Below are 26,666 nucleotides of genomic sequence, written 5' to 3'. Positions count from 1 at the left end.
CGCGGACAAATCATCTAAAAACTAACGTTTACAAGACGGCCGAATACCGCTTGCCTTAGCCTTTTCATATAGTGGTTTCGCCGTCACCATTTGCTTTTGCAAATCTTTAATACGCGATGCGTGAGATGGGTGAGTAGACATAAACTCAGGCGGTTGCCCTTCGCTCAAGGCGCTCATATTCTGCCAAAGCGCCACGCTAGCCTCTGGATTAAAGCCTGATTTAGCCATTAGGTCTAAACCGACAATATCGGCCTCAGACTCTTGCGCGCGACCATAAGGCAGGACTAAGCCATACTGAGTACCTAAACCTAGCAAGCCCATTACTGATTCTTTTCCAGCACCCTCGCCCAACAGTACGCCAATAAGCTGAGTGCCAGTACCAGCAACACTCTGCATAGACATACGTTCAGCACTGTGATGCGCCAAGACGTGACCAACCTCATGGCCCAATACGGTAGCTAGCTGATCGGCGTTTTTAGCTACTTGGAATATGCCCGTGTGTACGCCAATTTTTTTACCTGGCAATGCAAAAGCATTAGCCGATTTTTCTTCAAATACCACCACTTCCCAACTACCACGCCATTCAGCAGACAAAGAGGCCGTTATCGCATCAGCAATACAACTCACATAACGATTAGTTGCGCTGTCTTTGTTGATGGTCATTTTCTTTTTCATTTCATCAAACGCTGTGCCGCCCATTTGCGACATTTCACCATCTGAAAATAAGAGCACCTGACGCCGCCCCGTTGGCGACTCTGCGCAAGAGGCGAGCAAACCCGCTAAAACTATTGCCAAAACCGGCTTTAACATTGTCATAAAATTCCCCGCGTGGATCTGCTATTTTGCGGCTATTATGGCATAGCCGTTGAATTGATGAACGGTGTAGTCTGCCAGATAACGATAATGGAGTGTATAGCGTGAAAGAACCCTGTCCGTGGTGTAAGGCCACACCGGATTACATTAAATATCACGATGAAGAATGGGGCGTACCCTCTGACGACGATCGCTTGCACTTTGAGTTTCTAGTTTTAGAGTCTGCGCAAGCGGGTCTTAGCTGGCTAACCGTACTGAATAAGCGCGACGGCTACCGCAAAGCCTTTGCAAATTTTGACCCTCGCAAAGTTGCCAAGTTTGACGAGGCTATGGTCGAAACCCTTAAAGCAGACGCCAGTATTGTCCGCAATCGTCTAAAAATCGAAAGCACGATCAGCAATGCTCGGCACTTTTTAACAATTCAGCAAGAATACGGGAGTTTTGCCCGCTATATGTGGTCGTACTTTGACGACAAGCCCATCCAAAACAAATGGAAAACAATGGCAGATGTACCTGCCACCAGTAAAGAATCAGACGCCATTAGCAAGGATCTTAAAAAGCGCGGTTTTAAATTTTTTGGCAGTACTATTTGCTACGCGAATTTACAAGCGCTGGGCTTTGTTAACGATCATTTGCTAAGCTGCCCACGCCACAAGATTTGTGCAGAACTCGGTAAAAACTTTCGGCCACACTGGTTATAACGACAAAAAAGGTGACCACAATGAAATTATTCGCTTTATTCGCCCCACTATTAGTCATTGCGCTATCGGGCTGCAGTAGCACAGATGTTGTGACGGACTATAATCCCCGCGCTGATTTTAGCCGCTACGAGCGCTATACCATTGCCGACGGCAGTGGCGCAGATAAAGCCGTGTCGCCGTTTATCGTGGATAATGTAAAAGAATCATTGCAACGCCAGCTAAAAGCCGGACTTTATAAGCAGGCCGACACTCCGACCAACGCTGATTTTCTTGTCCGCTACTACATTGCTGAAGCGGCGGAAACCGTCGACAGAAGCCCACGTTTAGGTCTGGGATTTGGCAGCTTCGGCGGCAATTTTGGGGTCGGCACCTCGGTTGGCGTCCCCCTCGGCAAAGACAAAATTAACCGCAATATTCAAATCATTATCGATTTGTTAAACCCCGCCGACAAAAAACTCACTTGGCGTGGCTCACTCGTGATTGAGTTAGATGATCGCGACCCTAAGGTAAACGCCAACACCATCGAACGTGCCGTCACCGAAATATGGAGTCAATTTCCACCGGCCTAAATAGCGTTTAGCCGCTCCGGCGGCTTACTTAAAACAGTAGGGGAATAAGGCCTTAATGGCCTCGCTACCCATACCCTGCAGCAGTGTGATATTTCGCTCAGGAATCCCATCAGGATCGGGATGCGAGGCAATCGCCTGCTCTAGGCTATCTTCTCTGAGCAAATGAAATATCGGATACGGCGCGCGGTTACTAAAGTTTTCATGATCGCTCTTTTCTGTACCGGCAAATTGGTAATCTGGGTGGAAGCTCGCAATTTGAATATCGCCCTCCCAGCCACCTTCCTGCAATACCGCATCGGCTATATCGAGAAAATCATTGTAGTCATAAAAATCCTGAAGCATATCAGGCACCACCAATATGCTAGTTTCCAGCGTATTAAGACCCGTTTCTTCTAAACGGCACAACGCCTGATGTAAGTCGTTCACCAAATCTTCTGCATTGCTTGCGCGGCTAATATCAATAGCCACACGCTTTTCCTGTAGGGGTTTCGCCGCAAAGGGACACAAACCCAAGCCCACTACTGCCTGCTCTAACCAGCGCTGAACTTCCTGCTTAACCGTGTCATTTGCTACCGTCATTTCAACATTCTTCTATTAAGTTTTACAAACCAATCGGCGCTAAACCACCGCCGTTCCTTAGATTTTTCTGGAATCACAACTAAGCCGCTTAGGAATAAATACAATAATACAATATCAATCATGCCGAGGCAGCGCATCCGGACACTGCTACACTAAAGATGTGAATTAGGTTGGAGCCCGCCTTTACTGAGGCTAACAATTCTACCTAAGCCTGACATAGTTAGGAGCAAAATATGAAACGTTATTATTTTCTGTCCGACAATCTCGACAAGCTCGCTGACGTCGAACACGACCTTGCCGACAACGGTATTTCTAAGCCCCAGATCCACGTCCTCAGCCGCGATGATTCCGGTGTCAGCAAGCGCAAATTAAATGATATTGAAGCGGTACTGCGCAAAGATGTCGTTCACGCAATGGAACGCGGTGCCCTGATAGGCTTCGCCGCAGCAGCCTTAGTATTAGCGGTAGGTCACTATTCCGGTGCAACCAGCAGCGTAGGCTGGATGCCCTTTATCTTTTTATCCATTGTCATGCTCGGCTTTTTCACTTGGGAGGGCGGCCTATTTGGCATACAAGAGCCACACCATGACTTCAAACGCTTCGACCAGGCCTTAGCCTCTGGCCGCCACCTGCTATTGATCGATATTAATGAGAAAGACCATAGCATCCTTAACAAAGTAACCGCGCACTACCCCGAACTGGAGTTTTCTGGCACAGGTAACGGCTCGCCACAATGGTTCATTGGCATGCAAAATAAATGGCGCCATTTCGTTGAGGTCATGCCCTGAGCATTAAATATTTTCTCGATACACTCTACTCATAAAAAAATACCGGTGACTAATGCACCGGTATTTTTTTATCTGAACAATCATTGTTCAAGCAAGCGACATCACACTATGCCTGATGATACTGCGAAGACAACTCACGCACACACTCTATAAATGCGCCAGCGTGAACCGGATCTACTTCGGGTGTAATACCGTGACCTAGGTTAAAAATATGTCCGGGGCCACTGCCAAAACGAGCGAGAATAGTGGCTACTTCTTCGCGGATTCGCTTAGGCGAAGCACGCAACATCGAGGGGTCCATATTGCCCTGCAAAGCCACCCGATCACCAACCCGCGCCTTCGCCACACCAATATCGGTAGTCCAATCTAGGCCTAGCGCACTAGCGCCAGTATCAGCCATTAGCTCTAACCACTGACCACCATTCTTAGTAAAGAGAATGACCGGCACAACCCGACCATCATTTTCTTTAATCAAGCCATCAACAATGCGCTTCATGTAACGCAGGCTAAATTCTTGGTAGGCGTTATGACTTAAGGCGCCGCCCCAGGTATCAAAAATCTGCACCGCTTGTGCACCGGCGCGAATCTGATCATTTAAATAAGCAGTTACACTCTGTGCCAGCTTATCTAATAAGGCATGCATTAATTCAGGCTGATCAAACGCCAAGGCTTTGGCCCGCGCGTGATCCTTAGAACCACCACCTTCAACCATATAGGTCGCCAAAGTCCACGGGCTTCCGGAAAAGCCGATCAATGGAACGCTGCCGTTTAATTCGCGGCGAATGGTGCGTACGGCATCACAAACATAGGTGAGGTCGTTTTCGCCATCAACAATCGGCAAGGCATCTACGTCGGCCATTGTGCGAACTGTTTTCTTAAAGCGCGGCCCTTCGCCGGTTTCAAAATACAGGCCCAAACCCATGGCATCAGGAATCGTTAAAATATCGGAGAATAAGATTGCCGCATCGAGAGGGTAGCGAGCCAAAGGTTGCAGCGTAACCTCACAGGCAAGTTCTGGATTCATGCATAGCGACATAAAATCGCCAGCTACCGCGCGTGTTGCGCGGTATTCGGGAAGATACCGACCCGCTTGGCGCATCATCCACACTGGCGTGTAATCTACCGGTTGACGCTGAAGCGCGCGAAGGAAAGTGTCGTTTTTTAGTTCAGTCATAGTAAACCTTAAGTCGGGCGTCGGAAGTCAGATGTCTGACGCGGCCTGCGTCCGACCTCCGACGTCAGACTTGTAAGTAGTCCAATATTCCTTCTGCCGCCTGACGGCCTTCCCATACAGCGGTAACCACCAAGTCAGAGCCGCGCACCATATCGCCACCAGCAAATACTTTCGGGTTGGTGGTTTGGAATTTGCAGTCCTGCTCTTCCGGTGCAACAACGCCGCCCCAGCTATTAATATCAACGCCTGCATCACTTAACCACGACGGTGGATTCGGCTGAAAACCAAACGCAACCAACACCACGTCGGCAGGAATAACTTCTTCGCTACCTGCAATTGGCTCGGGACGACGGCGGCCATTTTCGTCTGGCTCGCCAAGCTGAGTTGTTACAACTTTAATCCCTTCTACTTTTCCGTCACCAACAATCGCTATCGGCTGGCGATTAAAGAAGAATTGAACTCCTTCTTCACCGGCATTTTGTACTTCTTTACGCGAACCGGGCATATTTTCTTGGTCACGACGGTAAGCGCATATAACGCTCTCTGCACCTTGCCGAATAGATGTGCGGTTGCAGTCCATTGCGGTATCGCCACCGCCCAAAACAACGACGCGCTTGCCTTTCACATCAATAAAGTCGGCTGCGTTCTCTTCCCAGCCCATGTTTCGGTTTACATTTGAAACCAAGAACGGCAAGGCGTCATAAACCCCAGGAAGATCTTCGCCTGGGAAGCCGCCCTTCATATATTTGTAAGTACCCATACCAAGGAATACTGCATCGTACTCCTCAAGCAATGAGTCCATGGTGACATCGACACCAACATCAACGTTACAGCGGAATTCAACACCCATTTCTTCCAAGACTTTGCGGCGGCGCTGAATAACAGATTTTTCTAATTTAAACTCGGGAATACCAAAGGTTAGCAAACCGCCGATCTCTGGATAACGATCAAATACCACCGGCTTAACACCCGCACGCACAAGTACGTCGGCACAGCCTATACCGGCAGGCCCAGAGCCAATCACCGCTACTTTCTTGTCTGTCCACACACGCTTAGACATGTCTGGGCGCCAGCCCATAGCTAAGGCTGTATCGGTAATATATTTTTCAGTCGACCCTATTGTGACCGCACCAAAACCGTCGTTTAGGGTACACGCACCTTCGCACAGGCGATCCTGTGGGCACACACGGCCACATACTTCAGGAAGGCTATTGGTTTGATGACTCAGCTCTGCTGCCTCAAACAAATTCCCATCGGTAACCAGCTTCAGCCAGTTAGGAATATAGTTGTGCACCGGACATTTCCACTCACAATACGGGTTACCACAACCCAAGCAACGGTGTGACTGGTGCTTCACTTCCTCTTCTTTGTACGGCTCGTAAATCTCTACGAAGGCGGTACGACGCTGGACAATATCTTTTTTGCCGGGATCTTGACGACCCACGTCGAGAAACTGGAATGAATTCTGTAAACGCTCTGCCATTTTCAAATTACCTCATTGCTACTCGGCGGGCTTATTCCGGACGTCTTCTGGTGGAGTCAAGCAAACGGCTGAGGCTCGCCGCCTTTGGCTTGATCATCCAGAATTTACCGATGTAGTCGTCAAAATTATCGAGGATATGCTGCCCCCACGCGGAGCTTGTTTCTGCCACATACTCAACAATATTGCCGCGCAAGTGTGCTCGGTAGGCCTCCATCGACTCGGAGTTTATCCGGCACATTTCGACGAGCTCACTGTTATATCGATCAACAAAGCGATTTGCCTCATCTAAGACATAGGCAAAACCACCCGTCATACCTGCACCAAAGTTGACCCCAGTAGGCCCCAAAACGGTGACAATACCGCCGGTCATATATTCGCAGCAATGATCACCCGCGCCTTCAACAACAGCGTGGGCACCAGAGTTACGAACACCAAAGCGCTCACCGGCAATACCTGCGGCAAAGAGCTTGCCGCCAGTCGCACCGTAAAGACAGGTATTACCGATAATTGCCGTATCTTGGCTCTTAAACACGCTACCTTTTGGCGGATAAATTACCAACTTACCACCGGCCATGCCCTTGCCGACGTAATCGTTAGCGTCGCCTTCAAGATACATATTCAGACCACCCGCATTCCACACGCCAAAACTCTGGCCTGCGGTGCCCTTCATACGAAGTGTCACTGGCGCATCGTCCATACCAAGATTGCCGTGACGCTTAGCGATCTCACCGGACAAACGTGCACCAATAGAGCGATCGCAGTTGGTTACCTTAAATTCCAGATCGGCGCCGGATTTCGCTTCAATTGCAGGTAATGCCGCAGCAACCATCGCCTCGGCTTTCTCGCCTTTATCAAATGGCGCATTTAAGTCGACCTGACAAAACTCTGGCTGATCTTTCGCAGCAGGATCTTTGAATAGAATGGGCGACAAATCTAGCAATTCTTGCTTCTCAGTCTCACCCTCTTTCTGCACCAATAAATCGGTGCGACCAATCAGCTCTTCCATCGTGCGAACGCCAATACTCGCCATCCACTCACGGGTTTCGGTCGCGATAAAGGTGAAGAAGTTCATCACCATTTCAACCGTGCCAATAAAATGCTCATCACGCAGACGCTCATCTTGGGTAGCAACACCCGTCGCACAGTTATTAAGATGGCAAATACGCAGATACTTACAGCCCAGCGCAACCATCGGCGTGGTGCCAAAACCAAAACTTTCTGCGCCAAGCATTGCTGCTTTAACAACATCTAACCCGGTTTTTAGACCGCCGTCAGTTTGTACCCGAACCTTGCCGCGCAAGCCATTGCCCCGCAGTGTTTGCTGGGCTTCAGATAGACCTAGCTCCCACGGCGAGCCCGCATAGCGGATCGATGTAATAGGACTCGCAGCCGTACCGCCGTCATAACCAGAAATCGTAATCAGGTCAGCGTAAGCCTTAGCCACACCAGCGGCAATCGTGCCAACACCTGGCTCAGACACCAATTTTACCGAAACCAGCGCCGAAGGATTAACCTGTTTAAGATCGAAAATTAGCTGAGCTAAATCTTCTATCGAATAAATATCATGATGCGGCGGCGGCGAGATCAGTGTCACACCTGGCACCGAATAACGCAGTCTCGCGATCAATGCGTTAACTTTACCGCCAGGTAGCTGGCCACCTTCGCCTGGCTTAGCACCCTGCGCTACTTTGATCTGTAGTACTTCTGCATTCACCAAGTAATGCGGCGTCACACCAAAACGACCTGAAGCCACCTGCTTAATTTTTGACACCCGCTCGGTACCGAAACGAGCAGGATCTTCACCACCCTCACCAGAGTTAGAGCGACCACCAAGACGGTTCATGGCGGTTGCCAGCGCCTCGTGTGCCTCAGGGCTTAATGCCCCCAGTGACATACCCGCAGAGTCAAAGCGACGCAATAAGCTTTCTATCGGCTCAACTTCATCAAGCGGAATTGGCTTAATATCGCCTTTAAAACCAAGTAAATCACGGATAGTCGCAACCGGACGGTTATTAACCAGTGCCGCGTATTTCTTCCACTGTGCGTAATCGCCACTTTTCACTGCGTCTTGCAGAGTCATAACCACATCGGGGTTAAACGCGTGGTATTCCTTGCCATGCACGTATTTCAGCAAACCACCTTGATCAATGGTTTTGCGCGGTAACCACGCCACCGTAGCCAAAGCTTCTTGGTCGCGCTGCAGCTCGGCAAATCCCGCACCGGCAATACGACTAGCAACACCTTTGAAACAGGTGTCGACAACCTCGGTTGCCAAGCCAATAGCTTCAAATAATTGCGCGCCGCGATAAGAGGCAATAGTCGATATGCCCATTTTAGACATGATCTTCAGAAGGCCTTTGTTAATGCCTTTTACGTAATTGGTCTGGGCCGTTTGCTCATCTCCGAGAATTTCACCGCAACCCAACATATCGCTAATAACGGCATAGGCCATATACGGATAGACAGCCGTCGCACCAAAGCCAAACAAACACGCCATCTGATGCGAGTCACGGGCACTGCCGCTCTCTACAACAATGTTCGCATCACAGCGCAGGCCTTGCTTAATAAGGTGGTGATGAACAGCGCCGGTTGCCAGCAAGCTATGTACCGCCAGCAAGCCAGGCTCGATAGCTCGATCACTCAGCAATAAAATGACTTTACCGTCACGCACAGCGCTTTCCGCCGCCGATGCCACCCCAGCCACTGCCTCTTTTAAAGACATCAGCGCAGGATCGTAGGCCAAATTTATATGCGCTAAAGGATAGCGCGGAGAATCAACATGCATTAAGCGGTCAAATTTGTCTGGCGACAAAACTGGGCTTGTTAGTATTAAGCGATCAGCGTGATCCGCCGTTTGCTCAAATACATTTTGTTCAGCGCCCAATAACGTTTCCAAACTCATGACGATAGTTTCACGTAGCGGATCTATCGGCGGATTGGTTACCTGCGCAAATTTCTGGCGGAAAAAATCATATAGCGAACGCGTCTGCCGCGACAGCACCGCCATTGGGGTGTCATCACCCATTGAACCGACTGCTTCGTTGCCACTGTCAGCTAACGCCGACAACACCTGCTCACGCTCTTCAAAGCTAACTTGAAAATATTTTTGGAATGCCGCCAAGGTATCAGCCTCAGGTAGCGCTGGGCGATTACCCTGCCCAAGCTGATCTTGAAGGCGATTTCCATTTTCACGCAACCATTGCTTGTAAGGATGTGCTGACTTCAGGCGATTATCAACCTCTTCAGTGTGCAGCACCTCACCATTTTCAGTATCAACAACGAGAATTTGCCCCGGACCAACACGACCTTTGGAGACCACATCTTCAGGTGTATAGCCGTAAGTGCCAATTTCTGAGGCGACGGTGATGAAGCCATCTTTAGTGATCACCCAACGCGACGGACGCAAACCGTTGCGATCCAGCATACATACCGCGTAACGACCATCGGTTAAAACCAAGCCAGCGGGGCCATCCCACGGCTCCATATGCATGGAGTTATATTCGTAAAACGCCTTTAAATCAGCGTCCATGTGCTCAATGTTTTGCCATGCCGGTGGTACCAGCATCCGCACGGCACGGAACAAATCCATGCCACCAGCAACTAACAGCTCAAGCATATTATCTAAACTTGAGGAGTCAGAGCCAGTGCGATTAACCAACGGCGCAAGCTCAGCTACATTTGGCAATAGTGGACTGCTAAAATTACCCGTACGCGCTTCCGCCCAATTGCGGTTACCTTCAATGGTATTAATTTCACCGTTGTGGGCCAACATCCGGAAAGGCTGAGCCAAGGGCCAACGAGGCATCGTATTGGTAGAAAAGCGCTGATGGAATACGCAAATAGCGGTTTCTAACCCAGGATTAGCGAGGTCTAAGTAAAAGCGCGGTAAATCAACCGGCATCACCAAACCTTTATAAGCAATAACGTCTGCAGACAAGCTCGATATGTAAAAATCTGGATCGCCAGCCAAAGCCATCTCGGCCTGACGTCGAACCACAAACAAACAAGTACGCAGCTGCTGCGTGTCCATGCCGTCGACATTGATAAAGACTTGCTCAATTCGCGGCAGACTTGAAAGTGCAATTTCGCCACAAACGGATTCGTCTACAGGCACGACTCGCCAGCCCGCAGGTTGAAGACCATTTTTACGCAACACGGCTTCGAATCCGGCACGCGCAGAGGCGGCAAGCGCCTCGTCGCGGCTGAGGAAAATCTGCCCGACTCCGTAATTTTCGCTCAGCTCGCTACCGCAGGACTCTTTCGCCACCGCGCGTAAAAAGCCATCGGGCTTTTTGAGCAATAAGCCACAGCCGTCACCTGTTTTACCGTCGGCGGCTATTCCGCCACGGTGTGTCATGCAGGTCAGCGATTCGATGGCAGTCTGCAACAATTTATGACTCGGTTCACCCTGCATATGGGCTATTAGGCCGAATCCACAGTTGTCGCGCACATCTTCAGGTCTGTACAGGCCTGTACTCATAAAACGACTCTCGCAAAATTACTAAGAAAAACAAAAAGATAGTCGGAAAGAATGTTCGGGGACTTTACACATACCCGAAAAAAGGAGTGACATTCTACACGGACAGAGCAAAAGCAACAAACGTCACCGCGTAAGCGATCATTTTTTAAACAACACCTCGTAACTAAGCACGAACTCCCGCAGCGCGCAACACCTTAGCAATTGTCGCTTCAGGAGCATCACTACTCACCACTGCCTCACCCAAGCCTTTCAACAGCACTAGGCGCAAACGACCGTCTAGCACCTTTTTATCACGCCCCATTAACTGCAAAAATTGATCCACATCCATATTTTCTGGCGGAACAATGGGTAGCCCCGCTAATTCAAGCAGATTTTTTCCCCGCTTAACAACGTCGGCGTCCAGCCAGCCGAGCTCAAGCGACAGCGCCATGGCCAATACCGTCCCCGCCGACACCGCCTCACCATGCAACCAATTTCCATAACCTTCAGCCGTTTCAATCGCATGACCAAAGGTGTGACCAAGATTTAAAATTGCCCGACGACCGCCTTCGCGCTCATCCTCTGCCACAACCTCAGCCTTGTTCACACAGGAGCGATAGACAGCTTCTTCGAGTAAATCTGTATCTCGACTCATTAGTCCCGCGATATTTCTTTCTAACCACTCAAAAAATGGTGCATCGCAAATTAAGCCGTACTTAATCACTTCGGCCATACCCGCGGAATACTCGCGTTCAGGTAAGGTATCTAACAAACTCAAATCCGCAAGCACACAATTTGGCTGATGGAAGGCGCCAATCATATTCTTGCCCATCGGGTGGTTTACGCCTGTTTTGCCTCCTACAGAGGAATCAACCATCGATAATAACGTACTGGGAATTTGAATAAACTGCACGCCGCGCTGATAGCAGGCCGCCGCAAACCCGCACATATCACCGACCACGCCACCACCAAGGGCAATCAAAGTCGTACCCCGGTTATGATTTTTTTCTAGTAATGTGTCAAAAATCTGCTCTAGCGTTGCCAGCGTCTTATACGCTTCGCCATCGGGTAAAATCACCTCACACACAGATTTATCACCAAGCTGAGCCTTCAGCTTTGCAAGATACAAAGGTGCAATAGTGTCGTTCGTTACAATACAAACTTGTCTACCGGCAATATATTTAGTCCACAGATCCGGCTCGCCAAGGAGGTCGCGCGCTATAAAAATGGGATAGCTACGCTCTCCCAAATCGAGTTCGAGGTTTTTCATCAATGGTGTATCCGAGAAATGATTAATATACCGACCAAGTTGGCCAGTATATCAATATTGAGCACTCAGGTCGTCAGCACCGAGCTGAGAACATAATTCTTGCACAACAGACTTAGGGGTTCTGTTATCGGTTAAAACCGTGTAATCAGCGATTTCTTCATAAAGAGGCTCTCGCAAAGCCATTAAATTACGCAAGGTTGTACCGGGATCACCTGTTTGTAAAAGGGGCCGCTTACGATCTCGAGCGGTACGACGAATTTGTTCATCCACCGAGGTTTTTAAATAAATTACGGTGCCCTTGGCAACCATCAATTTTCGGCTATCTCCGCGTAACACCGCCCCGCCGCCAGTTGAAATAACCACCTGCGCGGCGTCACTTAATTCAGCGAGCATGGCTTCTTCGCGGTCTCGAAAACCTTCTTCGCCCTCCATATCAAAGATCCATGGAATATCGACACCACTACGCTCTTCTATTTCGCGATCAACATCACGAAAATCGAAGCGTAAAGTATCTGCGAGTAAACGACCTATCGTACTTTTACCTGCCCCCATTGGGCCTACCAAAAATACCGCACCAGACTTCATAATCACAATATTAATCTACCAAACTGTCGGCCAGAATCCGTGGCGTAATAAATATCAACGTCTCCTGCTTTTCACGTGACACGGTCGTACTCTTAAATAAACGCCCGATGAAGGGGAGGTCACCTAGAAATGGCACCTTAGTTTCAGAGGAAATATCTAGCTGATCATAGACCCCACCTAACACTACCGTTTCACCATTACTTACTAATACTCGCGTTTTCAGCTCAGTGGTATCAATAGTAGGCACCTGACCACCTAAGCCTGTGGCAATAACTAATGAGCCAATCGTATCTTGATTGATGGTTAAATCCATAATAATACGGTCGTCCGGCGTAATGATTGGCGTCACGTCCAACTTCAAAACAGCCTCTTTAAACGCAATTGTTGTTTCGCCGTTAGCTGACGATTCTGGGTAAGGGATTTCCGTACCGGATTTAATAATAGCGGGCTCTTTGTCGCCGGTAACAACACGCGGTTGCGATACGATCTCACCGCGCCCCTTAGATTCCAGCGCAGATAATTCTAGATTAAGCAGTACGTCCGAACTAATAAAACCAAGTGCAAAGGAGCCCGCCGCACCAGACACACCCAAATCAGTTACCAAACCTTGCTTTGGGGTGTAGGTAGGAGAGCCAGATGCAAGCGCAGACAAGTAACGGTCTTGCGTAGCTTGATTGTTCTCCAAGTCACCGTTGGCAGAGTACACTTTATCGCCATCCGCTTTTACATAGGCTCCGCCCCACCGCACCCCGAGCGAACGGTCAAAGTCTGAGCTAGCGCGGACAATCCGCGCCTCAATTTGAACCTGACGAACCGGCACGTCAATAAGAGAAATCAGGCGTCTAAATTCATCTAAGCGCTCGGCCGTCTCCGTTATCAATAAGGAATTGGTACGCTCATCTACGATCACTTTGCCGCGTGGTGACAAAATACTGCCGGTAGAATTCTCATCATTTTCACCGTTGCGCTCAGGGCGAAACAGCTTAAATAGCTCCGCCGCATCGGCATAGCGCACTCGAATAAATTCGCTTTGCAATGGCGCAAGCTCTTCCACTTGTTTTTGAGCTTCAATTTCCTGACGCTCGCGCTCGGCGATTTCGGCGGCGGGCGCAACCATCAAAACATTACCGACTTGGCGCTTATCTAAACCTTTGGTTTTTAACACCAGCTCCAAAGCTTGATCCCAAGGCACATTTTGTAGGCGCAAGGTGATATTTCCGCTGACGGTATCGCTAGCCACCAGGTTTAATTCGGTAAAGTCTGCAATAAGCTGTAATACTGAGCGAACTTCAATGTCTTGGAAGTTCAAGGACAGTTTTTCACCCACATAGGCGAATTCACGCCGACGATCTTCAACTTCTTTCTTGGTGAGCGGCTTCACACTAACCACATATTCGGTATCCGTTTGGTAGGCCAGGTAATCGTACTCACCGCTCGCCTCCAATGACAATTTCGCGCCTTTTTCACCCATGCGCGCATCAATGCTTTTCACCGGCGTTGCAAAATCACCAACATCAAAACGGCGCTGCAGATTCTGCGGCAAACTTACGCCACCAAAATCGACTTTTATTTTTGAACCTTCAACAAACACATTCACATCAGCTTTGGCGTCCGCCAGCTGAATCACTAGACGGCCTTCACCTTTTTCGCCGCGACGGAAATCTAAATCGGTAATACTATTACTCGTACTCACTACCGGCGCAGACGTGGCCAAAGGACTGTTATATTTCTCTTTTAAATACGCTTGGCTTCCGCCACTACCTACTTCAACGATTAATACATTACCCTCTTGGCGGGTTTCGTAACTCGCCAGCTTAATTAAATTCAACACCACACGGGTACGATCACGCCCCTCCAGTACAACCGCACTGCTAGCATTGTCATAAGCTAAAGGGAATTTCTTCTGACTGAGCATATTGCCAGCACCCACTAGGTCAAGAGCAATCCTAGCTGGCTTCTCAATGGTGTAGCCCTTCACTTCTGGCGCTGGCCCATCAAATGTTAATCGCGCCTCAAAGCTACCACCTTGCAGGGAATTAAATTCGACATTTTTTAAATTAGACGCCGTGGCTGAAAGGGATGCCAAAAGTAAACATAAACCAGTCAGGAGTTGTCGCCCCAGCCCCGCCTTGTGACAAGGTCTTTTGCACTGCATCTGCACTCGGGTATTCATGTACTTCTCCGCCATTCGAATTCTTACTTACGGACTTTCAATTCAAGGGAGCGAGGCCGCTCTACCCAACCATCCCCGCCGGTAGATACAATTTCCACCACTGTCAGGTAATTTTCTGCCACTTCAATGATCCTGCCGAAATTACGGCCTAGATAATTACTTTTTCGCACACGATGCACGCCGCCATCAGGGTCTTTTACCAAAGCCCATAGCACGCCATTAAGACGAACCGTGCCGACGACCGTTATTGAATCCAGAGAGAATTGTTCTAAGAACTCTTTTTCACGCTTCAAATCCGGTTTGACATCGCTCGCCGCTTCCAAGCGAGCTATTTCTTTTACATCGACAGGCCGATTAAATGGCGCCCGTAAACCAGACGCGGTGTAACTAAACGCACGATAAGCCTTTAAGGCGGGAATAGGGGCAATTTGCCCAGACGGCGCAGCACGTTTTTCTGCTACGAACGCATCTAAATCTGCATATTGGTTGCCGCCGCTACACGCAGCTAGCACAGCGACAGAAACGACTACAAGCAGACGAGGGAATAGGATCATTTGCCCCCCTCCTGATCTTTATAGCGATAAGTTTTTGCCGTTATCGACATCGTTTGCTGACTTATATTTTTATCTGAACTGATGGTGTAATCATGCAAAGTAACAATACGAGGCAAGCCAGCAATACCACTCACAAACGCCGCTAGATCGTGGTAACTACCACTGACTTTAATTGCAATTGGCAGCTCAACATAAAACTCTTTGAGTCGCTCGGCCTGAAGCTGAATACTACTAATATCTAGGCCGTTGGAGACCGCCTTTTCAGTCATATCTTCAAGTAAGCCCGGCACCTCAGTATCCGCCGGCAGCTGACTCAAGAGCACGCCAAAGGACTCTTCCATTTCAATCATTTGCTTTTTCAACGGTACCAGTTTCGCCGCTTTAAAGGCTTTCTTTTCAAACTCATCTTTAAGCTTTAGCTCTTGCGCTTCAACACTGGCCAGCTTTACTCGCAAATCGGCGATGACATAAAAATACCCACCAACGAGACACAAAACAAACACCGCGACCCAGGCACCGACACGTACTAATAAAGGCCATGCACCAATATTCTCAACATCCAAATCACTAAGATCGAAACTCTTAAGCTCATCAACCAGTTCTTGCCACGCTGTCACAGCCATCGCCCCCTATTTCTCGTCATCAGGCGCAGGCGCGCTGATTTTGTATGAGAGCTTAAAACTGCTCGCTTGATCACCATAGGCAGACGCCGCACTAACCGCCGTTAAATTGGGGTCGGCAAACCAAGGCGAGGCATCGAGTTTCCTCATCAAACTAGACACTCTGTTATTCGACTCTGCAATCCCCTGAACCTCTATGCGGGCATCTCGGCGACTAACTGAGGTATAAAACAGGCCGTCAGGTAACGTTCTCACCATTTCATCAAATACGCGGACAATCAGTGGTCTTGTACCCTGTAAGTCTTGAATAATGCCCATACGATCTAGTAGCTGTTGGCGACGGGTTTCCAGCTCTTTAATTTCGGCAACTTCTTTATTTATTTTCTTTATATGCCCCTGCAGATATGCATTTCTTCCCTCTTGGTGACTAATCGCACTATTAACTATCGACATTGCCAGTACTATCAGCAATATAGCCAAAACCGCTACGCCACCTAAAACGACTAAAAATTGCTGCTTTATCAGCTGGCGACGTTCTTCGCGCCAAGGCAATAAGTTAATTGTTGCCATTAATCAAAACTCCTAAGCGCCAAACCACAGGCAATTAGCATTGCCGGCGCATCGCTCGTCAGCTTCATGGCGTCGACTCCTGGCGCCACAGCCATAGCCGCAAATGGATTCGCGATTACGGTATTAATTTCAACACGTTCTTCCACCATTTCTGCCAGACCCTGCATAGCAGCGACGCCACCAGCAAGTAGAATAATATCAACACCACTGTACTGACTGGCCGAATAAAAGAACTGCAAGGAACGTGTGACCTGCTGGATAACGGCTTCGCGGAACGGAGCTAAGACTTCGCTGTCATAGTCATCGGAGAGCCCGCCTTGTTTTTTGGCTAAGCCAGCCTCTTCTGCAGTTAAACCATAACGGCGCTGAATTTCTTCTGTCAGTTGACGCCCACCAAACATTTGATCACGGGTGTAAACTGTTTCGCCCGCCACCACCACGGTCAGCGACGTCATACTGGCCCCAACGTCGACAATAGCGACCACGGTATTTTCGTCGCAGCCAATTTGCTTCGCAATCAGTTCAAAGCTACGTTCAACTGCATAAGCCTCGACATCGACAACTTTCGGCTCAATACCTGCCACATCCAGAGCCTCAACACGGGTATCAACATTATCGCGCCGACAGGCAACCAGCATTACCTCCACCTGGTCAGGACTGTCTTCGACTTCACCCAACACTTCAAAATCGAGTGCAACCTCATCCAATGGATAAGGGATGTATTGATCTGCTTCTAGGGAAATTTGCGTTTCCAATGCATTCTCATGCATGCCTGCCGGCATGTGTAAAACCTTGGTGATAACCGCCGACCCAGGCACGGCCACCGCCGCCCGCTTCAACTTGGACTTAGAACGCGCATGGACCGCACGCACTATTTCACCGACGGCCTCGACCTCGGCAATATTTTTTTCGACCACAGAATGGGCTGGCAAAGACATAACCGCGTAACTTTCTACACGATATTTTTCGCCATTTCGACTCAACTCCAACAGCTTTACAGCGCTGGAACTAATGTCTATACCAAGCAAACTGCGGGAACCCTGACCGCCAAACAAGCCATCTAACACTGTAATTTTCCTATTTACATCGTGGACTTAGGGCGTACTCTTACATATAAGATTAAATACCAGTGTATACCAATGCGCAAATAGTTCTGAAAAAAAGACACCGAAAATGCCACACTTTTGGGTATCCTAGCGTTCGAATTGTGATCACCACCTCTAAATTAAAGGAATAATATGTCCAATACGACGCGTTATCTTCGTATTTTGATAGGCCTAAGCATACTTGCCACTTGTGGCGCGGTAATGGTATTCGCCACTGCATTCCTTTATATCAGCCCCAAACTACCATCTGTCGAAGCACTAAAAGACACCCAACTACAAACGCCGCTGCGCATTTACAGCGCCGATGGCAAATTACTGGGCGAATTTGGTGAAAAGCGCCGCTCACCAATCAGCATCCAAGAAGTACCCGAACTCTTTATTGATGCATTCTTAGCCGCCGAAGACGATCATTTTTACAGCCATCACGGCGTCGACGTGAGCGGCTTATTAAGAGCGGCATCACAACTTGTCACCAGCGGCAGCATTCAATCTGGCGGTTCGACCATCACCATGCAGGTAGCAAAAAACTACTTTCTTAGCCAAGAGCGTACATTNACAAGGAAATTTACGGAGATTTTCCTCGCCATTGAAATCGAGCGCGCCCTTAGCAAAGGCGACATATTAGAACTGTATTTAAACAAAATATTTTTGGGTAACCACGCCTATGGTATCGAAGCCGCAGCGCAAGTCTATTACGGAAAACCCATAAAGGAATTAAATCTCGCCCAAATGGCGATGATCGCCGGATTACCTAAGGCGCCATCTGCCTACAACCCCGTCGCCAACCCCTCGCGGGCAAAAGTGCGCCGGAATTGGATACTGGGTCGTATGCTGAGTCTCGGCTATATTGGTGACGACGACTATAAAACTGCCATGCTCGAACCGATTAGCGCTAAAGCCTACGGCACCCAACTCGACGTCGATGCGCCCTACATAGCAGAAATGGTGCGACTGGATATGCTGGCTCGATTCGGCAGAACCGCATACGAGGATGGCTACACCGTCATCACCACTGTTAAAGCTAATCTACAAGAAACCGCCAACAAAGCACTTATCGACGGCGTGATTGAATACGATACTCGTCATGGCTATCGCGGAGCTGAACGCCACTGGACCCTTCCAAGCAATATTGACCCCGACAATCGTCGAGATCTCAGCCAAAAACTAGAGGAAATAGGCAGAATCGGCCCCTGGCATCCTGCCCTAGTGCTAGATGTAAACGAAAGGAGCGCATCTATACTCCTCGCAGGAGAGCTACAAGCCACCCTTGAATGGGAGCATGGGTTAGATAAAACCGTGCGCTACATCAGTGAAGATCGCGTTAGCTACGCCGCCGAAACTGCGTCAGAACTGCTCAAAACCGGAGATGTTATCCGCGTCAAAATGAGCGATTCCACACCGAAATACTGGGAGCTTTCCCAGCTACCCAAAGTACAAGGTGCATTGGTATCTTTAGATGCGGACAGCGGAGCCATCCTGAGCTTAGTCGGAGGTTACAACTACCAAAAAAGCGCCTTTAACCGCGTTACTCAGGCCGAACGCCAGCCAGGCTCAAACTTCAAACCCTTTATTTACACCGCCGCACTAGATAACGGATTTACGCCCGCCACGATCATTAACGACGCACCGATTGTCTTCGACAGCGACGCACAAGGTAATACTTGGCGCCCCAGCAATGACAACGGCCGATTTAATGGCCCCATGCGCCTGCGACAAGCCCTTTACCTATCTCGCAACTTAGTGTCAATTCGAGTTCTACGTGATCTTGGTATTAGCAAGGCAATCAATTACGTTAGCCGCTTCGGGTTTGACGCAAGCAAACTTCCTCACGACCTGTCATTAGCACTGGGAAGTCACTCGCTCACACCACTCGATGTCGTCACCGGCTATGCAGTCTTTGCCAACGGTGGTTACAAAGTTTCGCCCTACTTTATTGACCGTATTATCGACCGCGATGGCAATACCGTTTACCGCGCCGACCCTGAGATCGTATGCCACCGCTGCAACAACAACGCAGATGCCGAACCGATAGTAAACATTGAAGCAGACACTCTCGATGACATCATTTCCGGCGGCGATGATGCCCTACAACCGCGCTACGCCAAGCGGGTATTAGACGAAGAAGTCGCGTTTCTTATCGACAGCATTTTGCAAGATGTCATCACTCGAGGCACGGGGCGCAAAGCACTGGCATTAAACCGCAGCGATGCGGCGGGCAAAACAGGCACCACCAATGGCCCAACAGATGCGTGGTTCTCTGGCTACAGTGGCGGCGTTGTCACATCGACGTGGGCGGGCTTCGACCAAAACTTAAACCTTGGTCGGCGTGAATACGGTGGCTCGGTGGCACTGCCAATATGGATAGACTATATGCGTGAAGCATTAAAAAATCGTCCTGAGCGCCACTTAAAACAACCCGACAGCATTATCTCGGTTCGCATTGATCCCGACACGGGCAACCTCGCCCACCCCGGCCAAGCCAATGCAATATTTGAGTATTTCCGAACAGACAACGCCCCGAGCGAAGACTTCAATCAACCTTCAAGCCCCTACGGGCCCGGTAGCGACGACCCCATCGAAATATTCTAAAACTTGCCATACCCGCCAAAAACCATTTGGCGGGTATGGTTACCTAAATCGCCTCCAGCGCTTCCGCCAAGGTTTTCACCCCAATTACTGTCATACCCAAATCACCACGGGGGGCATTTCCGTGAGGCACAATCGCACGCCTAAAACCGTGCTTCCGCGCTTCTTGCAAGCGCTCCTGCCCGCTGGGTACAGGCCTAATTTCACCAGACAAACCCACTTCGCCAAAAACCACCAAGTCCTCTGGCAGCGGCCGGTCTCGAAAGCTGGACACAATTGCAAATAGCAGCGCCAAGTCAGAACCAGTCTCAAGTACCTTCACACCGCCAACTACGTTAACAAACACATCCTGATCACCAACCTGTAAACCGCCATGGCGATGCAGTACAGCCAACAACATTGCCAGTCGATTCTGCTCCAAGCCCACGGCCACCCTACGCGGATTACCAAAGCCAGAGCTATCTACCAAGGCTTGAATTTCCACCAAAAGCGGGCGCGTGCCCTCCCAGACCACCATTACCGTGCTACCAGACGTTACCACGTCTCCGCGATTCAAGAATATTGCCGATGGGTTTTTTACTTCTTTTAAACCCAGCTCCGTCATCGCAAATACCCCCAATTCGTTTACCGCGCCAAAGCGGTTCTTACTGCCGCGCAAAGTTCGGTAGCGACTATCACTACTCCCCTCTAACATAATCGAGCAATCGATTATGTGCTCTAAAACCTTTGGCCCCGCCAAGCCGCCGTCCTTCGTCACATGCCCAACCATCAACAACACAGTGCCCGTTTCTTTAGCGAAGCGCGTCAAAGCGGCCGCACACTCCCGCACCTGCGACACACTACCCGGCGCCGAACTCACATCGTCGCTATGCAATACCTGTATCGAATCAACTACCAGCACCTTAGGCTTAATTTTCGCCGCCTGCCCCAGCAGTAACTCAAGACTGGTTTCTGCGCACAATTTCAGCGTATCTGCCTGCAAACCCAAGCGCTTCGCCCGCATAGCAATCTGCGGCAACGACTCTTCACCCGTTGCGTACAAACATTCACATTGCGCCGCCAACCGGCATAGCACCTGCAGTAGCAAGGTACTTTTACCCGCCCCGGGATGACCACCAATCAATATTGCCGACCCCGGCACTAAGCCACCGCCAAGGACACGATCAAATTCCTCAAAGCCGGTAGAGCGCCGCGGTAAGGCCTCAATACTGACATTCGCCAGCATCTGTACTTCGCCCGCCACAGACCCTGCATACCCCTGACGAGCAGGTGCGGTCTTGTTTGTGCTAGCAGGCCCCAAACGCAATTCTGACAAGGTATTCCATGCCCCGCAGTCTTGGCACTGCCCCTGCCACTTATTGTGTTCAGATCCGCAATCCACACACACAAAGGCTGTTTTTTGTTTCGCCATAAGAATTACCCAACAAGATCCATTATCATTTTAATACGAGACCTCAGCATAACTTCACGAGCGAAGCCAAGACGAGGCAAAAATCAGTGCAAAAACGGCTAGCGCCATCAATGGCGCATATTATGGCAATGCAGGAGAAATTGCCGAGACTACAGTTGTAAAGGAGCATTTTAAGCTGATTTTGAACGCTGTATTGGCAAGCGCAATAGTTATGCTGAGACCTAGCTAAATCAAACTCGACCAGACTCAGGGCTGACAGTCGACCCACCAAGGTCGTACAATGATCCGCTATTATCAGAGTAATTGAGATGTCAGCCGCACTTGTAGAACGCCCATTACTGGTCTCCCCCTCCCTCGCCGCTACCTTAGGGCTAGAGGCCGCGCTGCTATATCAATTACTCGCCGAATGGCTGCCTTTGCTCAATGGGCAAAACAATCAAGGACAGCACTGGTTTCTTATTGACAGAAATCAGCTCTGCAAGCAATTGCCGTTTTGGGATGCAGACAAAATCAATGAGGTCTTACGCACGCTTCACGACCAAGGTCTCATTATTATCGGCGCGGCACTAATGAGCAACGCACAAAATATTCGCGTTGCCTTACCGCAATCACAGCCACCCAAAGAAGTCACCCAGAGCAGTCACTCTGTTCAGCAAACAACAGCCCCAACAGAGCAGATACGTTACGCCGCCAAACCGTTGATTGGAAAATCAATGACCGCGCCACCCAGCCGCCCAGTACCTGGCAACAATATTATTCCTGCTGATTGGCTGCCCGATAAAGCGGGCATTGAATACTTAACTCGCTTCAATCACGTCACCCCAGAATTCATTAACGCCGTGCTTCCCGAGTTCATCGCCCATTATCGTGAAACCGGCGAAACCCGCAGCTCATGGAATAGTGCGTTTAGCCAATATGTCAGCCGACGCTGGAAGAAACAACAATACGCCAAAATAGAAGAGTCTCGCACCCAACCGATTGATGGCAACTGGAAGCCGAGCCTCGACGCCTTAGAAATACTCGAACGCGATCATGTCAGCCGACATTTTATTGAAGACGCTATCCCTGAATTTATTCTGTATTGGCGGGAGCGTGGCACCCCTGACAACAACTGGAATTCGCGGTTTATACAACATATTCGTTTGCAGTGGGCTCGCTATACTAATACTGTCAGCAATGAAAACGAGATTGCACCCATAAAATCGGACTGGCAACCTAATGACGCGGTATTCGACATTTTTCATATGGCTCGTATCGACCCCGAGTTTGCCCGCGCACAAGTTCCAGAATTCATATTATTTTGGCAAGACAGCGGCACCGCCCACCGCTCTTGGAACACAAAATTTCTCCAACATGTAAAATACCGTTGGGCACACAGTCATCAATTGGGACAGAGCAATGCACGACAGCAACAAGCTACTGGAACAAGCCAAGCGGCAACTGGCTTCATCGAAAAACACACCGACCGCAGCTGGGCAGACGAACTCTGAGTCTGCACCCGACAAAAATGCGGTCATCGATGCACTAAACCAAATGTTTGCGGAATTTGAACTGGTCTATCACAACCAGTACAACAAGGCTTTTTCCAACCCAGAAAAACTCAGCTACGCCAAGAAACTTTGGTTTAGCAACCTGCGGCATATTCAGCCTGATACGATAATCGCCGCCACTCACCGCGCCATTCGTGAGTCGGAGTTTCTGCCTACCATCAAAGGCATTCTTAAATATTGCGAGCCTGACAATCGAGAGCTTGGCCTGCCAGACAGTCACAGCGCTTATTTAGAAGCCTGCCGCGCGCCGCAACCTAAAGCAGAATACAACTGGTCACACCCTGCGGTTTATCATGCCGGCCGCGCCAGCGATTGGTTCTACCTAGCTAGCACAGTCGAGCACAGCGCCTACCCAGTTTTTCGTCGGCATTATGATGATATTTGCCAGCGCATAAAAAATGGCGAAAACCTGGCCATGCCCTCACAAAAGGCCATACCCGAAACCATTAGCAAACCACTGTCACAGGCCGAACAGCGCGAGCGTATGCAAAAAATGCGCGATGAATTAGATATTTAGAGTAGTAAAACTACCTTACATTTAAACAACATAAAGCAATCGTGCAGGGTGCCTCAGCAAACGCTACAATAGCGCCCTCTCAAACCAGTCTTAGCGGCTGACGACACAGAACAGGCAAGTTTATGGCAGACGATAAAACCACCCACTTTGGCTACAAAACAGTAGAAACTCAGGACAAGGTCAAAATGGTTGCCGGCGTGTTTCATTCGGTTGCCGCCAAATACGATCTCATGAACGACCTGATGTCTGGTGGTGTTCATCGCCTGTGGAAACGTTTCACCATTGAGCTTTCAGGTGTGCGCACCGGCAACGCCGTGCTCGACATCGCCGGTGGCACGGGTGATCTCGCCGCAAAATTTAGCCGTCTAGTTGGCCCCACTGGCCGCGTTGTTCTTGCCGACATTAATGATTCAATGCTCACCGTTGGCCGTGAAAAACTTACCAACAAAGGCATCGTCGGCAATATTGAATACGTACAGGCCAACGCCGAATGCCTGCCTTTTCCAGACAACAGTTTTGACTGTATTACCATTGCCTTTGGCCTGCGTAATGTCACCGACAAAGATGCGGCACTGCGCTCAATGAACCGCGTACTTAAACCCGGCGGCCGGCTGTTGGTATTAGAATTTTCTAAGCCCGTTAACCCGATCATCGGCAAGCTATACGACCGCTACTCCTTCGATATTCTGCCCAAAATGGGGCAACTCGTCGCCAACGACCAAGAAAGCTATCGCTACTTGGCCGAAAGTATTCGCATGCACCCCGACCAAGACACGCTGAAGGGCATGATGAGCGATGCAGGCTTTGTTGATGTTCGCTACCACAATATGACCGCCGGCGTTGTCGCCGTGCACCGAGGCGTGAAACCGTGATTCCACCGGTTCTACAAGGTGCCGCATTATCTGGCTTAGAAAACCTGATCAACAAGGCCTTGCAGCTAGACCCCGCCACCAGCGCAAAATTACAGGCATTGGACGGGCAGCGCTTTTCGCTAGAGTTGAAAGAACCCGACTTAAGTATCGGCATTGGCATTAGCGGTAAACGCCTGCGCATTTTGGGACAACACAGCGACAAAGTGACGACGCGCTTAAGCGGCCGCTGGAGCGAATTCGCAAAAGTCGCTACCGCCACTGACCCAGCCGGCGCACTGATCAACGGCGATATCAATATTCATGGCGACACCGGCCCCTTATTAGAGCTGCGTAAAATTCTTGCCGAATTAGATCTAGATTGGGAACAACCACTGGCCGACGCATTTGGCGATGTCGCCGCCCATCAGCTCGGCAACGGCCTGCGCGCCGGGCAGCGCTGGCTCAGCAGCACCCGCACAAATTTACAGCGCCAATTTAACGAATTCATTGTCGAAGAAAGTCAGCTCGTGCCACACCCCTGTCAGGCCGATGATTTTTACAGTGACGTCGACGAGCTAAAGGCTCGCAGCGAGCGTCTAGAAGCCAAAATTCGCCGCCTGCAACAACGTATGACATCCCCATCCAATAAGAACTAAGGACAACAATATGGGGCTGCGCCGCCTACTCGCTATTTGCTGGATTATTTGTCACTACCGTTTAGACACATTAATTCCCGCAGACAAACTGCCACTGAGAGCACGCTTACTTTTGAGGTTCGGCCCTTGGCGATTATTCCCGCGTCGCCACTATAGCCGCGGTGAACGCTTGCGTTGCGCACTAGAAAACCTCGGCCCCATTTTTATTAAATTTGGCCAAGTATTATCTACCCGTCGCGACCTCTTGCCAGATGATGTCTCTGAAGAGCTAACCAAACTACAAGACCAAGTCCCGCCATTTGCCAGCGAGCTTGCCGTCGCCGCCATCGAGACTGCGCTGGGCAAGCCAATTGCAGAATTATTCGCCGCCTTTGACCGCGAAGCATTGGCTTCGGCATCCATCGCGCAAGTTCACACCGCCACGCTGCACAATAATATCGACGTCGTTGTTAAAGTCGTTAGGCCGGGCATCGAGCGCACCATTGCCGCAGATATTCGTCTTCTGCAAACGATAGCCGTCCTAGTTCAACGCTATGTACCTGACGGGCGCCGCTTACGCCCAGTGGAAGTTGTAGAAGACTATCAGCACACTATTTTCGATGAGCTTGATCTCCAGCGCGAAGGCGCCAACACCTCTCAACTGAAACGTAACTTCAAAGACTCAGAAGTTCTTTACGTTCCCGAGGTCTACTGGGACTACACTCGTCGCAATGTATTAGTGATGGAGCGCATCCACGGCATTCCCGTTACCGACTTACACACCCTGCGCGAACAGGGTACCGACATGAAAAAACTGGCGGAACGCGGTGTAGAAATATTTTTCACCCAAGTATTCCGCGACAGCTTCTTTCATGCCGACATGCACCCCGGCAATATATTCGTTGCCCATGACCGCCCCGCTTCGCCGCAATATATCGCCATCGATTGCGCCATCATCGGCAGCCTGAGCGATTTCGACCAGTATTATTTAGCCCGCAATTTACTCGCTATTTTTCAACGCAATTACCGCGAAGTGGCCGAACTACACGTGGAGTGCGGCTGGGTGCCGCCAGAAACCCGCGTCCACGAATTTGAAGCCGCCATTCGCAGCGTTAGTGAACCGATATTTGAAAAACCACTGGCAGAAATTTCTTTCGGCCAGCTGCTTTTATATTTATTTCAAACCGCGCGACGCTTTGACATGGAAGTACAGCCCTCACTGGTGCTATTACAAAAAACCTTATTAAACATCGAAGGTTTAGGCCGACAGCTCTATCCACAGTTAGATCTATGGTCCACCGCCATGCCGTTTTTAGAACGCTGGGTGCGAGACCGCTACTCGCCACAGAGCATGCTAAAACGCGTGAGTCATCGCCTTCCCGGCTGGTTAGAACAACTTCCTCATCTACCAGAAACCCTGCTGGAACGCGGGGCACCAGGCAAACACAATACTGCCGCTGATGAGCTTCGCCACAAAAATGAAGTGGGCCTTATCATTCGCGAACAAGCAAACCGCGCACGCAATCAGCGCATCGCTATCATCGCCTTGATAAGTGCGGCACTCATCGCTGACCCCGGCATAAGAGACGGTTTACGACACTTACCAGACAGCAGCATTGTGCTATTTGGTGTCGCTTTATATTTCTTTATCCGCAGCCGCTGAGGTAAAGTA

At 49.8% G+C, this 26,666-nt stretch carries 22 protein-coding genes; 9 read left to right on the top strand and 13 right to left on the bottom strand.

Annotated features, from left to right (window positions below; translation table 11 throughout):
- Positions 1–21: 21 nt before the first annotated feature.
- Positions 22–816 (bottom strand): M48 family metallopeptidase, encoded by a 795-nt coding sequence (locus GVJ32_RS05370; RefSeq protein ID WP_235035050.1) that lies wholly within the window; start codon positions 814–816, stop codon positions 22–24.
- A gap of 101 nt (positions 817–917) precedes the next feature.
- Here GVJ32_RS05370 and GVJ32_RS05365 point away from each other — a divergent pair, with 101 nt between their 5' ends.
- The gene (locus tag GVJ32_RS05365; protein ID WP_159239025.1) at positions 918–1,514 is read left to right on the top strand and encodes a DNA-3-methyladenine glycosylase I; all 597 of its coding nucleotides are present in this window, start codon (positions 918–920) and stop codon (positions 1,512–1,514) included.
- Between the two features lie 20 nt (positions 1,515–1,534).
- On the top strand, positions 1,535–2,083 hold the full coding sequence (locus GVJ32_RS05360) for a DUF4136 domain-containing protein (RefSeq protein WP_159239024.1): 549 nt from the start codon (positions 1,535–1,537) through the stop codon (positions 2,081–2,083).
- 24 nt (positions 2,084–2,107) lie between these two features.
- Here the strand turns inward: GVJ32_RS05360 and GVJ32_RS05355 are convergent, their stop codons facing one another.
- Positions 2,108–2,662, bottom strand: coding sequence for a DUF1415 domain-containing protein (locus GVJ32_RS05355; RefSeq protein ID WP_159239023.1), 555 nt, complete (start codon positions 2,660–2,662; stop codon positions 2,108–2,110).
- Between the two features lie 233 nt (positions 2,663–2,895).
- On the opposite strand from GVJ32_RS05355, the gene GVJ32_RS05350 reads away from it, so the two are divergent.
- A complete protein-coding gene (locus tag GVJ32_RS05350; protein ID WP_159239022.1) occupies positions 2,896–3,450 on the top strand; it encodes an NAD/FAD-utilizing enzyme in 555 nt (184 codons plus the stop codon).
- A gap of 106 nt (positions 3,451–3,556) precedes the next feature.
- Here GVJ32_RS05350 and hemE read toward each other — a convergent pair whose 3' ends face one another.
- From hemE to GVJ32_RS05300, 10 genes are all read right to left on the bottom strand, one after another.
- Entirely contained in the window at positions 3,557–4,624 is a 1,068-nt protein-coding gene (gene hemE / locus GVJ32_RS05345; protein ID WP_159239021.1) for a uroporphyrinogen decarboxylase, read from the bottom strand.
- Between the two features lie 64 nt (positions 4,625–4,688).
- Positions 4,689–6,107 (bottom strand): FAD-dependent oxidoreductase, encoded by a 1,419-nt coding sequence (locus GVJ32_RS05340; protein ID WP_159239020.1) that lies wholly within the window; start codon positions 6,105–6,107, stop codon positions 4,689–4,691.
- 31 nt (positions 6,108–6,138) lie between these two features.
- Positions 6,139–10,587, bottom strand: coding sequence for a glutamate synthase large subunit (gene gltB / locus GVJ32_RS05335; protein WP_159239019.1), 4,449 nt, complete (start codon positions 10,585–10,587; stop codon positions 6,139–6,141).
- A gap of 163 nt (positions 10,588–10,750) precedes the next feature.
- Positions 10,751–11,836 (bottom strand): 3-dehydroquinate synthase, encoded by a 1,086-nt coding sequence (gene aroB / locus GVJ32_RS05330; protein ID WP_159239018.1) that lies wholly within the window; start codon positions 11,834–11,836, stop codon positions 10,751–10,753.
- A 51-nt stretch (positions 11,837–11,887) separates the two neighbouring features.
- Positions 11,888–12,421, bottom strand: coding sequence for a shikimate kinase AroK (gene aroK / locus GVJ32_RS05325; protein WP_159239333.1), 534 nt, complete (start codon positions 12,419–12,421; stop codon positions 11,888–11,890).
- Positions 12,422–12,431: 10 nt separating this feature from the next.
- A complete protein-coding gene (pilQ, locus tag GVJ32_RS05320) occupies positions 12,432–14,594 on the bottom strand; it encodes a type IV pilus secretin PilQ family protein (protein ID WP_159239017.1) in 2,163 nt (720 codons plus the stop codon).
- Between the two features lie 23 nt (positions 14,595–14,617).
- The gene (locus GVJ32_RS05315) at positions 14,618–15,148 is read right to left on the bottom strand and encodes a pilus assembly protein PilP (RefSeq protein WP_159239016.1); all 531 of its coding nucleotides are present in this window, start codon (positions 15,146–15,148) and stop codon (positions 14,618–14,620) included.
- Positions 15,145–15,771: a type 4a pilus biogenesis protein PilO gene (locus GVJ32_RS05310; RefSeq protein WP_159239015.1), complete on the bottom strand. Its 627-nt coding sequence runs from the start codon at positions 15,769–15,771 to the stop codon at positions 15,145–15,147. Before GVJ32_RS05310 ends, GVJ32_RS05315 begins: the two co-directional genes overlap by 4 nt.
- A gap of 6 nt (positions 15,772–15,777) precedes the next feature.
- On the bottom strand, positions 15,778–16,338 hold the full coding sequence (locus tag GVJ32_RS05305; protein WP_159239014.1) for a PilN domain-containing protein: 561 nt from the start codon (positions 16,336–16,338) through the stop codon (positions 15,778–15,780).
- Entirely contained in the window at positions 16,338–17,405 is a 1,068-nt protein-coding gene (locus GVJ32_RS05300; protein WP_200841342.1) for a pilus assembly protein PilM, read from the bottom strand. Before GVJ32_RS05300 ends, GVJ32_RS05305 begins: the two co-directional genes overlap by 1 nt.
- A 171-nt stretch (positions 17,406–17,576) precedes the next feature.
- On the opposite strand from GVJ32_RS05300, the gene GVJ32_RS05295 reads away from it, so the two are divergent.
- Complete coding sequence (locus GVJ32_RS05295; protein ID WP_159239013.1) at positions 17,577–20,033, top strand: penicillin-binding protein 1A; 2,457 nt, start codon at positions 17,577–17,579, stop codon at positions 20,031–20,033.
- Positions 20,034–20,076: 43 nt separating this feature from the next.
- Here the strand turns inward: GVJ32_RS05295 and radA are convergent, their stop codons facing one another.
- Positions 20,077–21,441 (bottom strand): DNA repair protein RadA, encoded by a 1,365-nt coding sequence (gene radA / locus GVJ32_RS05290; RefSeq protein ID WP_159239012.1) that lies wholly within the window; start codon positions 21,439–21,441, stop codon positions 20,077–20,079.
- 308 nt (positions 21,442–21,749) lie between these two features.
- Between radA and GVJ32_RS05285 the strand changes: the two genes are divergently transcribed.
- The 5 genes from GVJ32_RS05285 to ubiB all read left to right on the top strand — a co-directional run bounded on the left by GVJ32_RS05285 (position 21,750) and on the right by ubiB (position 26,657).
- Positions 21,750–22,931, top strand: a complete 1,182-nt coding sequence (locus tag GVJ32_RS05285) for a DnaT-like ssDNA-binding domain-containing protein (RefSeq protein ID WP_159239011.1) — start codon at positions 21,750–21,752, stop codon at positions 22,929–22,931.
- Entirely contained in the window at positions 22,840–23,508 is a 669-nt protein-coding gene (locus GVJ32_RS05280; protein WP_235035048.1) for a replication protein P, read from the top strand. The genes GVJ32_RS05285 and GVJ32_RS05280 overlap by 92 nt, the downstream gene beginning before the upstream one ends.
- 122 nt (positions 23,509–23,630) lie before the next feature.
- The gene (ubiE, locus tag GVJ32_RS05275) at positions 23,631–24,380 is read left to right on the top strand and encodes a bifunctional demethylmenaquinone methyltransferase/2-methoxy-6-polyprenyl-1,4-benzoquinol methylase UbiE (protein WP_159239010.1); all 750 of its coding nucleotides are present in this window, start codon (positions 23,631–23,633) and stop codon (positions 24,378–24,380) included.
- The gene (locus GVJ32_RS05270) at positions 24,377–25,015 is read left to right on the top strand and encodes a ubiquinone biosynthesis accessory factor UbiJ (protein ID WP_159239009.1); all 639 of its coding nucleotides are present in this window, start codon (positions 24,377–24,379) and stop codon (positions 25,013–25,015) included. The genes ubiE and GVJ32_RS05270 overlap by 4 nt, the downstream gene beginning before the upstream one ends.
- Positions 25,016–25,025: 10 nt before the next feature.
- Positions 25,026–26,657 (top strand): ubiquinone biosynthesis regulatory protein kinase UbiB, encoded by a 1,632-nt coding sequence (gene ubiB, locus GVJ32_RS05265; protein WP_159239008.1) that lies wholly within the window; start codon positions 25,026–25,028, stop codon positions 26,655–26,657.
- Positions 26,658–26,666 lie beyond the last annotated feature (9 nt).

Origin of the sequence: Zhongshania aliphaticivorans, assembly GCF_902705855.1 — a bacterium.
Taxonomy (GTDB): Bacteria; Pseudomonadota; Gammaproteobacteria; order Pseudomonadales; family Spongiibacteraceae; genus Spongiibacter; species Spongiibacter aliphaticivorans_B.
Note: the sequence above shows the minus strand (reverse complement) of the source record. Positions and strands in the feature narration are given on the sequence as shown.